The organism is Micromonospora sp. IBHARD003 (genome assembly GCF_056106285.1).
This window is the reverse complement of sequence record NZ_JBWBBX010000001.1, coordinates 7,947,945-7,964,042: the sequence shown is the minus strand read 5'-3', so window position 1 is coordinate 7,964,042 and position 16,098 is coordinate 7,947,945. Positions and strand designations below refer to the sequence as shown.

Below are 16,098 nucleotides of genomic sequence, written 5' to 3'. Positions count from 1 at the left end.
GCTGGAGCAACACGTCCCCGACCCACCCCTCTGCTCCCGTTCCTGCGCCACCGTTGAACTCGCCACACCCGTTCCATGCGGTCGTGGACACCGCGCTTGCGCAGGTGCTCACCGAGCGCGGGCGATGAGTGCGCCCTCGGTCAGCCGTGCCGGGACGCGAAGGCAGCGGTGGACGTGTCGTCAAGGTCCACGCAGCATCCGTAGCCCCAGTAGACGTAGTAGTGGGGAGTCGCCAGCTGACGCCGGCAGGTGGTGCAAACCACCTGCTGGTGGGGATTGGCACGGACGACGGCCGTGTCCTTGAGGCTGAAGACCGCTCGGGTGGTCTCCAGCCCATGCTCTTCGATTCCCTGCTTCACGAATTCAAACGCGCCGTACGTGTGACCGTTGGGGCACTTGATGCGGTTGGAGTAGGCCGAGCCGCACGCCTCGGCTCCGAGCTCGGTTCTGATCCGAGCCATCTCCTCGTCCGACACCGGCTCGAGCCCCATGTGCTTCATCCGCTGCGGTGTCCAGTACCACGCATTGACGGCGGAGAACTGGGCGCGGGTCAGGTAGAAGGTGGCCGTTCTGCCGCTCTTCACCGTGGCCTTCACAACGTCCACGACAACGCTGTCGTCGGCCGTCATGACGGCCCTGCCGCCACTGACAACCGACTCGATACCGGCCAGCGAGGACGGGTCCATGGTGCATCACTCCGAAGCAGGCAACGGCCGGCGCGAGCCCCCGGCGCAGGTCTCTGTCGCTGTGATGCTCCGTCGGCTCATCACCCCTCGCAACCGGGAACAGCCGTTTGGGTTCCATGGGCCTGCGTACAGCCCTCTCCGGCCAGACAGCCCGCACGTCATCCCAGCGCCGCCACAACCGGCTCCCCGCACCGTGAGCCGTAGTCACAACCCGGATCCCACCAGCCAACCGCCGATTGAGTATGACTGTATGAGTTACCTCTTGCATATTCCCCTGTTGCGGTGAACACGTAGATAGTGGAGGGGAAATGCTGGACTTCAAAGAGGAGGTTCGTCATGTCCTGTCCGCCGTCGGTTGATGCGCGTAAGGCGCTGGATTTTCTCAGAACCAGTGGTCTGGTCGATCTCAGTGTTCCCTTGGAGCGAGTGATCGGTCAGGTCAGCCAGCTGGACGATGTTGCGGGCTACGTACTCGCCTGGGAACGCTACGTCCTGGTCGTCGCCAACGAAGTAGCGGACGCCGTCACGCCCGCAGACAGCTGACCCGCCAATAAGAAGCCCACATCAAGGTGACTGCCGGGAGGACTCGGTGAGGGAAACAGGAGCACCCGGCGTCCGGTCGTCTCGAAGGCGCGCGGTGGAAGACCGGGCTGTTGCCTGGCTCGCTGCGCGCCGGGCCATGCTGGACCCGCGTACCGCCCAGCAGGACAGGGTGCTGTTCACCCGCAAGGCGCTTATTGAGACGGCCTTTTTGGTGGGGCTGCGCGCCCAGTTCGATGACATGCCGCTCGATGATGGCTATGCGTCTATTCTTGAGCAGGTTGAGGAAATCGCCGATCAGCCTTCGTATCGGGAGATGATCGCGCGGGACGAACAAGCACTCCTCCTGTACGCGGGAACGTATGCCGCGCTGCGGCTGTGCGGCCGTGAAGCCCCGGAGTTCCGGCACATTATCCAGCAGGCTGTGGACGGTGGGTACGCAGCAGCGTTCGAGCGAGTTCCCTACCGGCAGTTGGACCTTCTCCACACCCTTCACCTGTGCGGGGTCGAGCACGACCTGCCGTCCATGGACGCGGTTCTCCCGTTCACCCTTCTGTGCCGGCGCCCGAATGTCCTGAGGCTGGCCGACCGCGACATCTACGCCATCACCCACACGCTCTTCTACGCGACCGACTTCGGCCGGCGCGAGCCGGTGTGGCCCCGCGGATACAGCCCCGGAAGGACTGTCGAGCTCCTCGAAGCGCTCCTCGTCCTCGCCGAAGCCCGCACCAACGCCGACCTCGTCGGGGAACTGCTGTGCTGCCTGTACTGCCTCGGCATCACCGACTCCGAAGCCGCAGACGGAGCCTGGGCTTTCCTGGAATCCGTGCAGGAAGTCAACGGACGCGTCAACGGCCCCGAAGGGATCATCCATCCGGGACTGGACAGTGGTGACGAGGATTTCCGGCACTGGGCCGAGGGCTACCACACCACCATCGTCAGCGCCCTCGCCGGCCTCCTGTCGCGCAGCACCCGCCGCCTGAGCAGGCCACGCCCCACCCTGCCCACCGCGGGCATGCCCCTGGAATCGCCCCTGCGGCGGGCTGTGGTGTGGCTGTGCGACCAGAGCATCGAGCAGGACCCGCGAGTGGGGCTTGCCGGAGCCACGGCCGCCGCTCTCGGCGCCGCCGCAATCCAGCAGCACCACCTCGCCCAGCCGGCCCTCGAGCACTACGCAGAACTCCTCGCCGATGCGAACCCGGCCTTCTGGCAGGAACAGGGCATGGAAGTCGCGGGAGAGTTCGCCCTCGCCATCCGCACAGCCGGAACTCCCTGCCCGTCCCTGGACGACTTCCTCAAGACCACGGCAGACATCGTCAGCTCACTGGACACCATCCCTGCCGACATCGCCGACGGTGTGCACCGGCTGATCAGCCTCGGTCTCCTCCCCCCAACGACCACCGCAGCCATTCCCCACCAGACCACGGCACACGAGCGGCACGCCTACCCCCTGCAGGCCGCCGCCTCCCTGCGTGAAGCCACCGAGACCTACCACCTCGGCCAGCTCGCCGCCGGCATCCGAACCCTCGCCCAGACCGGATGGGGCCGGCACCGCATCACCCAGGACGCCATCGCCTTCCTCATCGCACAACAGAACACCACCGGGGCGTTCGGCTACCCTGCCAGCGACCACGCCACCACTTGGCAGCAGACGCAATACTCCTGGACCCGAAGCGCGGTAGCCGCCCTGGCCACCGCAGCCAGGACACGGACCTCAGGGCTGTCCCGCAATTGCCCCTAGTACTGCAACGGTCTTTGGTGTGACGGTTTGACTGTCGGATCGTTGTGCTGGTCATGGGGTGGGATGTGGTGCCGGCGGATGTCCGGCGTTGGTCGTCTGGGCTGGCTGAGCTGCATGAACGGTTCGTGCACCGGTTCAACAGGCTGGAGCCGCGGGAGTCGTCGCTGGCGTATATGCAGGGGCTGATCGCTCCGTTGGAGCGGAAGAACGGCTGGACGCTGGCGGAGGAGGCCGGGCATGCGGCCCCGGACCGGATGCAGCGGCTCTTGAACCGGATCGACTGGGACGCCGACGAGGTCCTGTCCGATGTGCGGGACTACGTCATCGAGCACCTCGGTGACCCTGAGGCGGTCCTGATCGTGGACGATACCGGCTTCCTGAAGAAAGGAGTGCGGTCGGCCGGAGTCCAGCGACAGTACTCCGGCACCGCCGGGCGGACCGAGAACTGCCAGATCGGCGTCTTTCTCGCCTATGCCACCGAGCGTGGCCGCACCCTGATCGACCGCGCGTTGTATCTGCCGAAGTCGTGGACCGAGGACCGGGAACGTTGCCGGAAGGCCGGCATTGACGACACCGTGGAGTTCGCCACGAAACTGCAGATGGCCGAGGCGATGGTCGACCAGGCCATCGCGGACAAGGTGCCGTTTCGGTGGCTGACCGGGGACGAGGCCTACGGGCAGAGCAAGTCCTGGCGCCACCGCCTCGAGGAGGCGGATGTCTTCCATGTCATGGCGACTCGCTGCAACGACACCGTGGTCACCCGCCAGCGCCTGGACCACCGCGTCGACGAACTGATCGCCTCCCTGCCCCGGCAGAAGTGGAAACGCCGCTCGTGCGGGGCCGGGGCCCACGGGCTACGGGTCTATGACTGGGCCCGGGCCGAAGTCCGTCCCTGGCACCGGGAAGACCGCCGGCACTGGGTCCTGGCCCGCCGCAGCCTCACCCGCCCCGGGGAGATCGCCTACTACATCGCCTACGCACCCGCCGAGGCCACCCTCGACGATCTCGTTCAGGTGGCCGGAGCCCGGTGGGCGATCGAGGAGTGTTTCCAGAGCGCGAAGCAGGAGTGCGGTCTGGACGACTACCAGATCCGCCGCTACCCGGGCTGGCACCGGCACATCACCCTCGCCATGGCCGCCCACGCCTGCCTGACCGTCCTGCGGGCCGCCGAACTCGAGGCCGGGAAAGCAGAAACGGATCCTCCGGCCTCGTCCCCTTGAGCCTGCCGGAACTCAGACGCCTGATCACCCGCCTCGCTCCAGGGCCCCGACCAGCCGTCCTCCACGTCCTGCACTGGTCCACCTGGCGCCGCCGACGCCAGCACCAAGCCCGCATCTGCCACTACAAACGACGAAGCCACACCCCACCAGAACCCAAACCACCGTCACAGCAAAGACCGTTGCAGTACTAGGGGGCTTCTGACGGATCTCCGCGGCGTCGCGACGCCCGGCACGCACTCCCGCCGCACCGGCCGAAAGCCCAAGTACATCCAGTACGAGGGCTTCCAACCGGCACTCCGAGAGCACGCACCGGACGCCGCTCCTTCCTCCACGGAGATCCATCAGAAACCCCCAGTCTTGGTCCTGCTTGATCCCGTGAGGATGCGGATGTAGGCCAGAACGCCATCACTTCTGCGCCCAACGGCTCATCGCCGGCTGGCAAGCAGTCAGCTCTTCCTCTCCCGCAGCCATTCGCGTGGGCGCTCCTTTCCCCTGGTCAGACGATCACTGAGCCCCCGCGCCCGGCTGCCTGGACAGTGCCGCCTCGGTGATCTGCGTGCACCACCGCACCGGGGCGCTGCCCCCGTCCGGCGCGCCGTGCTCCTCGGTGACCGACTTCAGCCAGCGGTTCCAGAAGTCCGCCTTGCTCCAGCCGGTGAAGCGCCGGTGGGCCGTTGCCGGCGAGACTCCGAAGCAAGCCGGCAGCTGCTGCCAGCCGCAGCCCGCGGTCAGAACGTAGATCACGGCGGTGAGCGCGGTCCGCTCGCGCTCCGCTCGGGAGGCGCCGGAGCGGGAGGCGGAGCCGATGGGGAGCAGTTCCTCGGCGTGCGCCCACAGCGCGTCGCTCAGCAGATGCTGGGCGAGTACCGGGCTCAGGGTCAGGGAGAGGCGGTCGGGGATCTCCTCGGCGTCCGCTTCGGGAGCGGGCTCGACGGGTGAGGGGACTTGAGGGCGGAGAGTGCCATCGTCCCCGGCGGCCCTGTCGTCCGGGACCTCGAATTCAGCGGCCGTCCCTGCGTCGCCCTCGTCCGCGGTCAGGGACTGGCGCTGGTACTCCTTCCAGCGGGCCAGCAGATCGTGGTGACTGCCCTGGATCCAGCGCATGTAGTCGCGCATGTTCCGCAGACGGCGCCGCGGGGCTTCTTCGTCGGGGCCCAGCAACACCATGGCCCGTTCGGCGAGTTGTTCCTGCTGAGCCAGATACCGGCGCTCGCCCGCCAGGAAGCTGCCCCAGACGTCGTCGTCGACCCGGAAGAAATGGCTGCGCTCTCCGGGCACCGCGTGGCGTCTGAGGAATCCGGCCTCCGCGAGGCGCCGCGTCACCAGTGAGATGGATCCCCCGCTGACACGCAGGGCACGGCCCAGCTCCGCGGATGACACATAGGGCACGTCCGTGATCAGGAGATACGCGACGACCCGGCCGTCCATCCGCCCGGCGCCGGCGGTCTCCCAGAGGAGCCCCATCTCCTCGACGAACGCGGCCCGGTCCCAGTCCCCGTCGTCACGTCCTGCCCCTGCCGGGATGTCGGCTGGCATTCAGACCCTCCCTAAAACTTCATCTCACTTTAAAAGTTTCGCATCTTTGGATTGACACGGCAAGACGGCAGCATCCAGCATCGCGGTACGCGCTTCGGCTCGCTCCCCGGGCCCCGGCTCCCCCTCGGACCGGAACACGGCGCGCTCACCTCCTCAGGGAGTCGCCTTGCCCAGATCACCCATGTCAAGGATCATTCCGGCGAGCGTGGCGCTCGCCCTCTCCCTCACCTCCCTCACCGCTTGCGCGGGTGGCACCGCCGGTGGCAACAAGCCGGGAACGGCCACGAACTTCTCGGTGGCGGTCGGCGAGCCCGACCATCTCACCCCCGCCCGCAACCTCGCCATCCTCGATCCGGCTCGTGTGCTTTTCGCCCCGCTGACGAAGGTCGACACCAAAGGCCGTCTCAGCTACGTCCAGGCCGAGTCGGTCACCTCCTCCGACTCGCGGAACTGGACCATCAAGCTCCGCCCGGACTGGACCTTCCACAACGGCGAGCCGGTGACCGCCGCCAGCTACGCCGACGCCTGGAACCACACCGCGTACGGGCCCAACGGCTGGGTCGCCAACGGACAGCTGGCCAACGTCGAAGGCTACGCTGCGCTCAACCCGAAGAAGGGCAAGCCGACGACCAAGACCCTCACCGGGGTGAAAGTCGTCGACGACACCACGCTGAAGGTCACCCTGACCACCCCGGACAGCCAGTTCCCCCTTCAACTCACCCCCAGCCAGGTCGGTTTCTACCCGCTCCCCAAAGCGGCGTTCAAGGACCTCGGCACGTACGACCGCAAGCCGATCGGCAACGGGCCCTTCCGGATGACGGCGCCCTGGGTGGCCGGCACGGGGGCCACGGTCACCGCGTACAAGGAGTACCGGGGCACCAAGCCCGCATCGTCCTCCATCACGTTCAAGGCCTACGCCGATCTCCAAACCGCGTACACCGACGCCCTGGCGGGGACGACCGACGTGATCGGCGTACCGGTCAGCAAGTACGGACAGGCCCGGGCCGACTTCGATGAGCGGCTGTACACCTACGACGCCCCGGCGCTCGAGTTCCTCGGCCTACCGCTGTACGACAAGCGCTTCCAGGACGTCCGGCTGCGCAAGGCACTGTCCATGGCCATCGACCGGGCCGCCGTCAACAAGGCCATCTACGACGGCATGTACACCCCGGCGACCTCCCTCACTCCCTCGTCGGAGGTCGGTGCCTTGGTCGGGATCTGTGACGCCTGCGCGTTCGATCCGGGCAGGGCCAAGGAGTTGCTGAAGGAAGCCGGAGGCTGGTCCGGGCCCATGGTGATCACGTATCCCGGCGGCCTCGGCCTCGACGAGCTGTACAAGGCGCTGGCCAACCAGATCCGCCAGAACCTCGGCATCGACGAGGTCACCGCCAAGCCCACCGCGGACTGGTCCGAGTTCAGCGAGAAGGTGTTCGGCAAGAAGCTCACCGGTCCCTCCTTCGGCCACTGGGGAGCTCTCTACCCGAGCATGCAGAACACACTGCGCGGCATCTTCACCAAGGCCGGCGGGTGCTATGTGTGCAGCTACTACAGCAACGACGACGTCGACCGGCTGCTGCAGCAGGCCGACGCGGCCTCCCCTTCGGAGGCCATCACGCTCTACAACCAGGCGCAGCAACGCATCCTCCAGGACTTCCCCGTGGTGCCGCTCTACTACGGCACCTACGTCTACGCCACCACCGCCCGCGTGTCGGGAGTGGTCGTGGGCCCGGCGGATGTCGAACTCGACCGGATATCCGTCACCGGCTGACCTCTCGGCAGCGCATGCCGAGCCGGCAGCAGGCGGGTACGCGGGGCGGCACCTCCCCTCCGTCCCGCGTACCCGCCTACGCGGGCCGCACGCACCACCTCGTACCGCTCCGAAGATCCATCCGCCCCCCCACTGAGGAGACCCGCAACAGCATGGCGTCAGCGACTCCCCCTCTCTCCCGGCCGACACTCGGCGAACTCGTACAAAGCCCTTGGGCCCGCAGTGCCCAGGCCGTCCCCGAGACCCACCGCTATCCCGGGGTCGACGAACTCCTCACCTCGTTCCGGGCCCTGGCGGCCGCCCATCCGGCCATCGTCGCCGAGCGCCGGATCGGCACCTCACGCCTCGGCGAACCCCTGTACTGCTTCACCGTGTGCGACACGTCCCCCGACGAAGGCGACTCCAACGCTCCCTCCTACGTCGTCGTCGGCGGGGTCCACCCCAATGAACCGGTGGGCGCCGTGACCGCGCTCCACCTGGCCACGACCCTGTGCGAGGACTCCTCGCTGCGCTCGCACTTCGACGGGCCATGGCACATCGTGCCCTGCATCGACCCGGACGGGGCACGCCTCAACGAGGGCTGGTTCGACACACCGACCGACAAGCGCCGCTACGGGCGCCAGTTCTACCGCCCCGCCGGCGTCGAGCAGGTCGAGTGGACCTTCCCGTTCGCCTACAAGGACGCCTACTTCGACCGTGTGCTGCCCGAGACACAGGCGCTGATGCGGCTGCTGGACGAAACCCGTCCGCGCTTCCTCACCACACTGCACAACTGCGAGACGGGCGGCGTCTACTACTACCTGAACCGTCCGGCCCCCGCGCTCCACGGCCTCCTCCACGACATCCCCGCCTCCTTCGGTATCCCCCTGTCCACCGGCGAGCCCGAAGCAGCCCACACCCCCCGCTACGCACCGGCCATCTTCGGCTGCATCGACATGCGGGACACCTACGACCACTTCGAACGGCTCGGTGCCGACCCCGCCGCGGAGCTCGCGGGAGCATCCAGCGCCGCGTACGTCGAGCGCTACGGCACCTTCTGCTTCGTCACCGAGGTCCCGCACTGGATCCACCCGGACTCCGACAACGACTCCCCCGTCGAGGAGAGTTACCGCGACGTCGTCGTCCGCCGGGCCGAGGGACTGGCGCAGACCAGCAGCCTACTCAACGGCATCCTCGACACCGTCACTCCGCACCTGACCATCCCCACTCCCTTCCTGCGCGCGGTACGCGACTTCATCCCGTCCCTGGCCACGATGGCCTCCGTGGAGAAGGCCCGCGCCCACGACACCGAGGACCGGCCCGCCACGGTCGCCGAACGCCACGCCTGCGATGCCACCCTGCACAGCTGCCGGATCCGCTACGGCGGCATGCTGCTGCGCGTCCTCGACGCGGAACGGACCGCCGGAACGGCCACCCCCGAGGTCCGCGCCCAGCACAGGGAGCTGTCCGCGATCTACGAGAAGTGGGAGGAGGAGGCCGAGCCCGTCTCCGGCACCCCGTTCCCGGTCGCCGTGCTCGCCGGAGTCCAGTTCTCCGCCCTGCTCGCCGCCGCGGACCATGCGCGCACGGAGGCCATGGACCACCCGCGGGCCGGGGCAGCGGACCACCCGCACACGGACGCCTCGGACCGCTCGCGGACCTGGGCGACGGACCGCCCACCCGTTCCGGAGGTCACATGACCACATACCTGATACGCCGCTTCCTCGAAGCACTGGTGGTCTTCTTCGGCGTGAGCCTGGTCATCTACTCCATGGTGTACGTGCTGCCCGGCGACCCCATCGCCGCGCTGGCGGGCGACCGGCCCCTGCCGGACAGCGTGGCCAGGGCACTGCGCGAGGAGCACCATCTCGACGACCCCTTGCTCACCCAGTACGGCCGCTATCTCACCGGCCTGTTCCACGGCGATCTCGGTACGGACTTCACCGGGCGCCCCGTCGCGGAGCTGATGGCCGACCGCTGGCCGGTGACCGTGCGGCTCGCACTGACCGCCTGGGCGATCGAGGCCGTCGCCGGGATGGCCCTCGGAGTGGTCGCCGCCCTGCGCCGCGGAACATGGACCGACCGTGCCGTACTCGCCTTCACCATCGGCGCGGTGTCCGTTCCGGTGTTCGTGCTCGGCTACACCGCACAGATGGTCTTCGGTGTGCGGCTCCAGTTGTTCCCGGTGGCGGGCGACATGAACGGATGGCCGTCCAGTTACGTACTGCCGGCGTTTGTCGTCGCCTCCTTCGGCCTCGCGTCCGTCTCCCGCCTGGTGCGGACGGAAGTCGTGGAGAACCTCCGCGCGGACTATGTGCGCACGGCTCTCGCCAAAGGACTCAGTCGGCGCAGGGTGGTCGTGGTCCATGTGCTGCGCAACTCCCTGATCCCGGCGGTCACCTATCTCGCCATCGACCTCGGCTACCTCCTCGGGGGCACGGTGATCGTCGAGGGTGTCTTCAACCTTCCCGGCATCGGACAGCTCCTCTTCCAGGCGGTCCGCGGACATATCGGCCCCACGGTGGTCGGCGTGTCCACGGCTCTGATCCTGATCTTCCTGGCCGTGAGCGTGCTGGTCGATCTGCTGAACAGCCTTCTGGACCCGAGGATCCGCTGTGACTGACCCCGTGACGGAAACAGTGAACGGCACGACCACCGGGCCGCCGGAGCGCGGCAGGACCCGGCGGGAGCTGCGCAGGCGTCCCCTGCTCATCGCCACGGGTGGCTGTGTGCTCCTGCTCCTGCTGATGGCGGCCGCACCGGGCCTGTTCGCAGGCTGGTTCGGCAACGGCGATCCCCGCGTCTGCGACATCGGCCGCAGCGCGGAGGGCCCCACTGCCGGGCACCCCTTCGGCTTCGACATCCAGGGCTGCGACCTGTACGCGAACGTGATCCACGGAGCGGGCAGTTCACTGGGGGTCGGCCTCCTCGCGACCTCCTGCTCGCTCGTCGTCGCCCTCGTCCTCGGCTGTCTGGCCGGGATGTCCGGACGGATGGTGGACAGTGTGATCGCCCGGATCACCGATGTCTTCCTCGGCTTCCCGTTCCTGCTCGGCGCGATCGTCGTCCTCAACAGTGTGACCACACGCAACGTGGTGAGCGTCGCGGCGGTGCTGGTCCTCTTCGGCTGGCCCGCCATGACCCGGATCGTGCGGGCGTCGGTACGTACCGTGCGGGAGGCCGAATACGTGGTGATGGCCCGCGGCCTCGGCGCCGGGGAACTGCACATGGCCGTGCGGCACGTCCTGCCGAACATCCTCGCCCCCGTGCTGGCCCTCGCCACCATCACCGTGGGCGGTGTGGTCGTCGCCGAGTCCGGACTCACCTTCCTCGGGGTGGGTCTGGAGTCCCCGGCGATCTCCTGGGGGCTGCAACTGGCCAGCGCCCAGAACTCCTTCCAGGCCCACCCCCATCTCCTCGTCTTCCCCGGCCTGTTCCTGTCCTTCACCGTGTTCGTCCTGCTCGCCTTCGGCGATCAGGTGCGCGACGCCCTGGACCCGAGACTCCGGTGACCGCCATGCCCGACTCCGCGTCCCCACTGCCACCCATGTCCGCGTCCCCCTCCGGGACTCCGTCACAACCGCCCGCACCCGCACCCGTACTCTCGAAGGATCCCGCCGTCACCGGGCCGCCGTTGCTGGACGTCCGGGATCTGACGGTCGACCTGGTGACCCGCGACGGCGGCCGCCGCGTCGTCGCCGGGGCCTCGTTCACACTGCGCGAGGAGGAGACGCTTGCGCTGATCGGCGAGTCCGGTTCGGGCAAGAGCATCTCCGCACTGGCAGTGATGGGTCTGCTCCCCGCCGGTACCGCCCGGGTGAGCGGACACGTCCGCTTCCGCGGTGAGGACCTGCTCGCCCTTGGCCCCCACGAGCTGCGCGCCCACCGCGGTGCCGGCATCGCCATGGTCTTCCAGGATGCGCTCTCCGCTCTCAACCCCACCCTCACCGTGGGCTTCCAGATAGCCGAGACGCTGCGGGTCGGCGAGGGCATGAGCCGCCGCGAGGCCCGTAGCCGGGCCATCGACCTCATGGCCCGCGTCCGCATCCCCGATCCGGCCCGCCGCTACCGCGACTATCCGCACCACTTCTCCGGTGGTATGCGGCAGCGCGCCGTCATCGCGATGGCCGTCGCCCGCAACCCCGACGTCCTGATCGCGGACGAACCCACGACCGCGCTCGACGTGACCGTACAGGCGCAGATCATGGAGCTGCTGGCCGCGCTGCGCGAGGAGACCCGGTCCGCGCTGCTGCTGATCACGCACGACCTGGGACTCGCCGCGGGAACGGCCGACAGGGTGGCCATCATGTACGCCGGCCGGATCGTGGAACAGGCGTCGGCGACGAGCATCTACGAGCATCCCGTCCACCCCTACACCCGCGGGCTGCTCGCCGCCGTGCCACGGCTCGACGCGGATATCGGTGCCCTGCGGCCCATCCCCGGCAGTCCTCCTCTGCCGGGGGCACTGCCCGAGGGGTGCGCCTTTCACCCGCGCTGTCCCTCCGCCCGGGAACGCTGCGCGCACGAACTGCCGCCGCTGCGGCCCGTGCCGTCCGCCCGGGTGGCCGCCTGTCACTTCCCTCTGGAGGTCTGAGATGTCCGTACCCACCGCGGACAGTGCACCGCTGCTGGAGGCACAAGGACTGACCAAGCACTACCGGACGGGCGGTCTGATGAGCGGCCCGCAGCGGCGGACCACGGTCAAGGCTCTGGACGGCGTGGATCTGGCCTTGCGGAAGGCTTCCACCCTCGGTCTGGTCGGCGAGTCCGGCAGTGGGAAGTCCACGCTCGCGCGGCTCCTGATGGCACTGGAGACTCCCACATCGGGCGCCGTCCTGATGGAGGGCGAGAACCTGCTGGAGCTGCCGCGCGCCGAACTGCGCCGCCGCAGACGCGATATCCAGCTCGTCATGCAGGACCCGTACGCCTCACTCAACCCGCGCATGACGGCGGAGCAGATCGTACGGGAACCCCTGGACATCCACGGCGACATCGTCCCGAAGCAGCAGCGCGCCGCACGCGTCCGCGAGCTGCTGGAGATGGTCGGACTCGACCCGGCGCACGCGCGACGCCATCCGCACCAGTTCTCCGGCGGGCAGCGGCAGCGCATCGGCATCGCCCGGGCTCTCGCGCTCCGCCCCCGCGTCCTGGTCTGCGACGAGCCGGTCTCCGCCCTCGACGTCTCCATCCAGGCCCAGGTCATCAAGCTCCTCACGGAACTGCGGCGGGAGTTCGGACTGTCGTACGTGTTCATCGCTCATGACCTGGCCGTGGTCCGGCAGGTGGCCGACGAGGTGGCCGTCATGTACCTGGGCAGGATCGTCGAGCACGGCGACCGCGACACCGTATTCGGACATCCGGCGCATCCGTACACCCGTGCACTGCTGTCGGCCGTGCCCGATCCGGATCCGCGCAGCCGCGGGACGGGCGGGCGCATCGTGCTGGAGGGCGACCCGCCGAGCCCTGCCGATCCGCCCTCCGGATGCGCCTTCCACACCCGCTGCTGGAAGAGCCAGGAGCGCTGTACCGCGCAACGCCCGCTGCTGGCCGCGCGTGTGCCGGGGGGTTCACGGCAGGCGGCGTGCCACTTCCCCGAACCCATCCCGGCCTGAGGGCCCGAGGACCCGAGAGACGGAGCAGAACCACATGCTGGACCAGGAGATCTTCCGTATCGACGATCCGGGGCGCATCCGCGACCTCGTTCGCGCCCATCCATGGGCGACCCTCGTCAGCCGGACCGACCGCGACGGCCTGGTCGTCTCGCACCTCCCCGTCGTTCTGGAGGACGGCACCGGCCCCGCCGATGAGGGGCGGGGCCCCGCCGGTGCCGGTGATGGCCCCGGGGATGACGGTCCTGGCTCCGCCGGTGCCGGGCTGACGCTGCTCGGGCATCTGGCCCGCACCGATGCCGCACGGCACGAACTCGGCGACCACGACGTCGTCGTGGTGTTCCAGGGCCCGCACGGCTATATCTCCCCGACCTGGTACGAGGAGACCCCGCATGTGCCGACCTGGAATTTCGTTGTCGTGCATGTGAGCGGACGCCCGCAGATCCTGGACGCGGAGCCGGCGTACGACGTGCTCACGGCCACCGTCGACCACTTCGAGGACCGCTTCGCCGCCCCCTGGCGTCTGGAGCGGGTCGATGCCTATGCCCGCCGGATCGCCGCGGCCGTCACCGCCTTCCGGCTGCCGGCGACCCGGGTGAACGCCAAGGCGAAGCTCAGCCAGGACGAGAGCGAGGACGTCTCGCGCCGTGTCGTGGCAGCCCTGGAGTCCGATCAGCCCTTTGCCCATCCCGCACTCGCCCGTGCCATGCGGGAGACCTGGAGACAGCAGTGACCACGCACACACGCCGCACCCCGGCCGGGCCCACGAGTGCCGTGGGGGCCACGAGTACCACGGCGCCCTCGCCGGTCACCCTGCGCCGCGTACGGCTCGGCGCGGGAGGTCCGCTGAGCGATGTGCGGATCGCCCACGGCCGCATCACAGCGGTCCATCCCGGCGGCTCCCTCGGCCACCAAACGGGCGAGCAGAGCATCGATCTCGACGGCCGGACGCTGCTGCCCGGCCTGTGGGACGCCCATGTCCACATGACCCAGTGGGCCGCCGCCCGCAGACGCCTGGACCTGTCGGCCGCGGGATCGGCCAGGGCAGCCGCGGAGATCGCCCGTGGCCGGGCGGCCGGCCTGCCTCCGCGTGAACTCGTCGTCGGCTACGGCTACCGGGACGGCCTCTGGCCTGACGTGCCACACAAAGACCTGCTGAACGCCCTGGTCCCCCATCATCCCGCCGTACTCGTCAGCGCCGACCTTCACTCGGTATGGATCAACTCCGAGGGACTGGCCCTCCTCGGACGGGCCGACCACCCCACCGGGCTCCTGCGGGAGGGCGACGCTCTGGCGGCCACGGCCAAACTCCCGGCCGTACCAAGGGAGGTGACGGACCGCTGGGTGCTTGATGCCTGTCATGCGGCGGCACAACAGGGGATCACCGGCATCCGCGATTTCGAGTTCTCCGACAACATCGCCGACTGGACGCGGCGGATGTCCTCCGCCGATGTACCGGTGCGGGTGGCCGCCGCGATCTACCCGGAAGACCTGGAGGCGGCGATCGACGCCGGTCTGCGGACCGGCGACACCGTGTTCGACGCGCCGGGCCGGATGCTGGAGGTCGGGCCGCTGAAGCTGTTCACCGACGGCTCGCTCAACACCCGTACCGCGCTGTGCCACGAGCCGTATCCCGACGCGGCCGCGGGCCATCCCGACGCCCACGGCATGCAGCGGATCGCGCTCGACGACCTGGCGGCCGTCATGCGCAGGGCTTCGGCCCACGGAATCGAGCCGACCGTCCACGCCATCGGGGACCGTGCCAACGAGATCGCGCTCGACGCGTTCGAAGCGGTCCGCTGCCGTGGCGGTATCGAGCACGCCCAGCTCCTCGACGCCAAGGACGTTCCGCGGTTCGCGGCGCTGGGTGTCACAGCGAGCGTCCAGCCCACCCACGCCCCGGACGACCGCGACATCGCCGACCGCCACTGGGCGGGCCGCACCCACCGCGCCTTCGCCTACGCCGACCTCCTCGCGGCCGGGGCCACGCTCGAACTCGGCTCCGACGCGCCCGTCGCCGTCCTCGACCCATGGCTGACCCTCGCCTCGGCCGTCACCCGCACCCGGGACAACCGCCCCGCCTGGCACCCGGAACAGCGTCTGGGCCTTGCGGACGCGCTCGCGGCGTCGTGCAGGGGCAAGAGGCTGCTCCGGGTCGGTGACCGGGCGGATCTGGTGGTCGTGGACAGCGATCCACTGACGGTGGAGGCGCAGACGCTGAGCAGGATGCACGTCCACGCGACGATGGTCGCCGGCTGCTGGACGCACATGTCGGGCTGACACCGTCGCGGGGCGCTGTTGTGTCTCCAGCGCTGTGGAGAAAATCCGCGACGGTTCTCGCGGGTCGTGCCAGTGTGAGGGCGTGGCAGAAATCGAGATGACAGATGTGTTGACGGCCGGACGTCACAGTGGGGGTAGGAGCCTCTATGCGTACCGGGTACGCGGGACCGGCCGCAGCGGGGTAGTTCTGTGGGCCGGTGGCCGGGGCGACGAACCTGATCAGGTGGTGACGCTGCTGGAAGCCGATCACTGTCAGGTGCCGGTGTTCACGACCGTTCGACAGGCGCGGGTGTATGCGAGCCGACGGGGGTGGGGACTGGCCAGTTCTGAGTCCGGGACCCTGGAGCTCGGCCGTGTTCAGCATTGGCTGCAGGACCCGGTGCGCCGTCGCGTCCCCTCGGGTGCGGTGCTGGAGGCGTGGAACTTCTTCGAGGATCTCGCGCGAGGACTCGGCGAGGTCGACGGGCTGCCCCGGCAAAGCGCGGTGCACAACAGCGCCTACGAGAAGCTGTTCGGAGGCGAGTGCGCCGCATGGACTCCCGGGGAGCAACGCGCGGTACTGGAACTGATCACGGCCGGGGTGGCATTGTGGAACTCCTGCCCGGTGATCGTAAAGCCCTGCTCGAGCATCGTCATCGGCAGTGGACGGGGCGTCTCGCGGGGCTTGTGACGACAGTCGTGCGTCGGTCTGCTCTCCGAGGTGGCGGGAGGGCAGGCCCCGCTGTGGGCTGCGCCGCTC

General features: G+C 68.9%; 14 protein-coding genes. 12 read left to right on the top strand and 2 right to left on the bottom strand.

Annotation, left to right across the window (positions count from 1 at the left end):
• Positions 1-140 precede the first annotated feature (140 nt).
• Positions 141-686, bottom strand: coding sequence for a hypothetical protein (locus ACTWOL_RS34655; protein ID WP_474300858.1), 546 nt, complete (start codon positions 684-686; stop codon positions 141-143).
• A 336-nt stretch (positions 687-1,022) separates the two neighbouring features.
• Between ACTWOL_RS34655 and ACTWOL_RS34650 the strand changes: the two genes are divergently transcribed.
• The 3 genes from ACTWOL_RS34650 (at position 1,023) to ACTWOL_RS34640 (ending at position 4,187) form a co-directional block, all read left to right on the top strand.
• Entirely contained in the window at positions 1,023-1,229 is a 207-nt protein-coding gene (locus ACTWOL_RS34650; RefSeq protein ID WP_474300856.1) for a hypothetical protein, read from the top strand.
• Between the two features lie 94 nt (positions 1,230-1,323).
• Positions 1,324-2,967 (top strand): DUF6895 family protein, encoded by a 1,644-nt coding sequence (locus ACTWOL_RS34645; RefSeq protein ID WP_474300855.1) that lies wholly within the window; start codon positions 1,324-1,326, stop codon positions 2,965-2,967.
• A gap of 53 nt (positions 2,968-3,020) precedes the next feature.
• Positions 3,021-4,187, top strand: coding sequence for an IS701 family transposase (locus tag ACTWOL_RS34640; RefSeq protein ID WP_474300589.1), 1,167 nt, complete (start codon positions 3,021-3,023; stop codon positions 4,185-4,187).
• A gap of 504 nt (positions 4,188-4,691) precedes the next feature.
• On the opposite strand, the gene ACTWOL_RS34635 is transcribed toward ACTWOL_RS34640, so the two are convergent.
• Complete coding sequence (locus ACTWOL_RS34635; protein ID WP_474300854.1) at positions 4,692-5,723, bottom strand: transposase; 1,032 nt, start codon at positions 5,721-5,723, stop codon at positions 4,692-4,694.
• 181 nt (positions 5,724-5,904) lie between these two features.
• On the opposite strand from ACTWOL_RS34635, the gene ACTWOL_RS34630 reads away from it, so the two are divergent.
• The 9 genes from ACTWOL_RS34630 to ACTWOL_RS34590 all read left to right on the top strand — a co-directional run bounded on the left by ACTWOL_RS34630 (position 5,905) and on the right by ACTWOL_RS34590 (position 16,029).
• Positions 5,905-7,491 carry a peptide ABC transporter substrate-binding protein gene (locus ACTWOL_RS34630; RefSeq protein ID WP_474300853.1) on the top strand — a complete coding sequence of 529 codons (1,587 nt, stop codon included), beginning with the start codon at positions 5,905-5,907 and terminating at the stop codon, positions 7,489-7,491.
• Between the two features lie 152 nt (positions 7,492-7,643).
• The gene (locus ACTWOL_RS34625) at positions 7,644-9,170 is read left to right on the top strand and encodes a M14 family zinc carboxypeptidase (RefSeq protein WP_474300852.1); all 1,527 of its coding nucleotides are present in this window, start codon (positions 7,644-7,646) and stop codon (positions 9,168-9,170) included.
• Positions 9,167-10,093 carry an ABC transporter permease gene (locus ACTWOL_RS34620; RefSeq protein ID WP_474300851.1) on the top strand — a complete coding sequence of 309 codons (927 nt, stop codon included), beginning with the start codon at positions 9,167-9,169 and terminating at the stop codon, positions 10,091-10,093. The genes ACTWOL_RS34625 and ACTWOL_RS34620 overlap by 4 nt, the downstream gene beginning before the upstream one ends.
• Complete coding sequence (locus tag ACTWOL_RS34615; RefSeq protein ID WP_474300850.1) at positions 10,086-10,982, top strand: ABC transporter permease; 897 nt, start codon at positions 10,086-10,088, stop codon at positions 10,980-10,982. Before ACTWOL_RS34620 ends, ACTWOL_RS34615 begins: the two co-directional genes overlap by 8 nt.
• A gap of 35 nt (positions 10,983-11,017) precedes the next feature.
• The gene (locus tag ACTWOL_RS34610; RefSeq protein ID WP_474300849.1) at positions 11,018-12,064 is read left to right on the top strand and encodes an ABC transporter ATP-binding protein; all 1,047 of its coding nucleotides are present in this window, start codon (positions 11,018-11,020) and stop codon (positions 12,062-12,064) included.
• Between the two features lies 1 nt (position 12,065).
• Entirely contained in the window at positions 12,066-13,082 is a 1,017-nt protein-coding gene (locus tag ACTWOL_RS34605; RefSeq protein WP_474300848.1) for an ABC transporter ATP-binding protein, read from the top strand.
• Between the two features lie 34 nt (positions 13,083-13,116).
• The gene (locus ACTWOL_RS34600) at positions 13,117-13,812 is read left to right on the top strand and encodes an FMN-binding negative transcriptional regulator (protein WP_474300847.1); all 696 of its coding nucleotides are present in this window, start codon (positions 13,117-13,119) and stop codon (positions 13,810-13,812) included.
• On the top strand, positions 13,809-15,359 hold the full coding sequence (locus tag ACTWOL_RS34595; RefSeq protein WP_474300846.1) for an amidohydrolase: 1,551 nt from the start codon (positions 13,809-13,811) through the stop codon (positions 15,357-15,359). The genes ACTWOL_RS34600 and ACTWOL_RS34595 overlap by 4 nt, the downstream gene beginning before the upstream one ends.
• A gap of 223 nt (positions 15,360-15,582) precedes the next feature.
• Entirely contained in the window at positions 15,583-16,029 is a 447-nt protein-coding gene (locus ACTWOL_RS34590; protein ID WP_474300845.1) for a hypothetical protein, read from the top strand.
• Positions 16,030-16,098 lie beyond the last annotated feature (69 nt).

Bases quoted from the DNA above. Each gene is read 5' to 3' on its own strand.
- ACTWOL_RS34605 (WP_474300848.1), top strand. From the start codon at position 12,066: ATGTCCGTACCCACCGCGGACAGTGCACCGCTGCTGGAGGCACAAGGA.
- ACTWOL_RS34650 (WP_474300856.1), top strand. From the start codon at position 1,023: ATGTCCTGTCCGCCGTCGGTTGATGCGCGTAAGGCGCTGGATTTTCTC.
- ACTWOL_RS34655 (WP_474300858.1), bottom strand. From the start codon at position 686: ATGGACCCGTCCTCGCTGGCCGGTATCGAGTCGGTTGTCAGTGGCGGC.
- ACTWOL_RS34620 (WP_474300851.1), top strand. From the start codon at position 9,167: ATGACCACATACCTGATACGCCGCTTCCTCGAAGCACTGGTGGTCTTC.
- ACTWOL_RS34630 (WP_474300853.1), top strand. From the start codon at position 5,905: ATGTCAAGGATCATTCCGGCGAGCGTGGCGCTCGCCCTCTCCCTCACC.
- ACTWOL_RS34640 (WP_474300589.1), top strand. From the start codon at position 3,021: ATGGGGTGGGATGTGGTGCCGGCGGATGTCCGGCGTTGGTCGTCTGGG.
- ACTWOL_RS34610 (WP_474300849.1), top strand. From the start codon at position 11,018: ATGTCCGCGTCCCCCTCCGGGACTCCGTCACAACCGCCCGCACCCGCA.
- ACTWOL_RS34600 (WP_474300847.1), top strand. From the start codon at position 13,117: ATGCTGGACCAGGAGATCTTCCGTATCGACGATCCGGGGCGCATCCGC.
- ACTWOL_RS34625 (WP_474300852.1), top strand. From the start codon at position 7,644: ATGGCGTCAGCGACTCCCCCTCTCTCCCGGCCGACACTCGGCGAACTC.
- ACTWOL_RS34635 (WP_474300854.1), bottom strand. From the start codon at position 5,723: ATGCCAGCCGACATCCCGGCAGGGGCAGGACGTGACGACGGGGACTGG.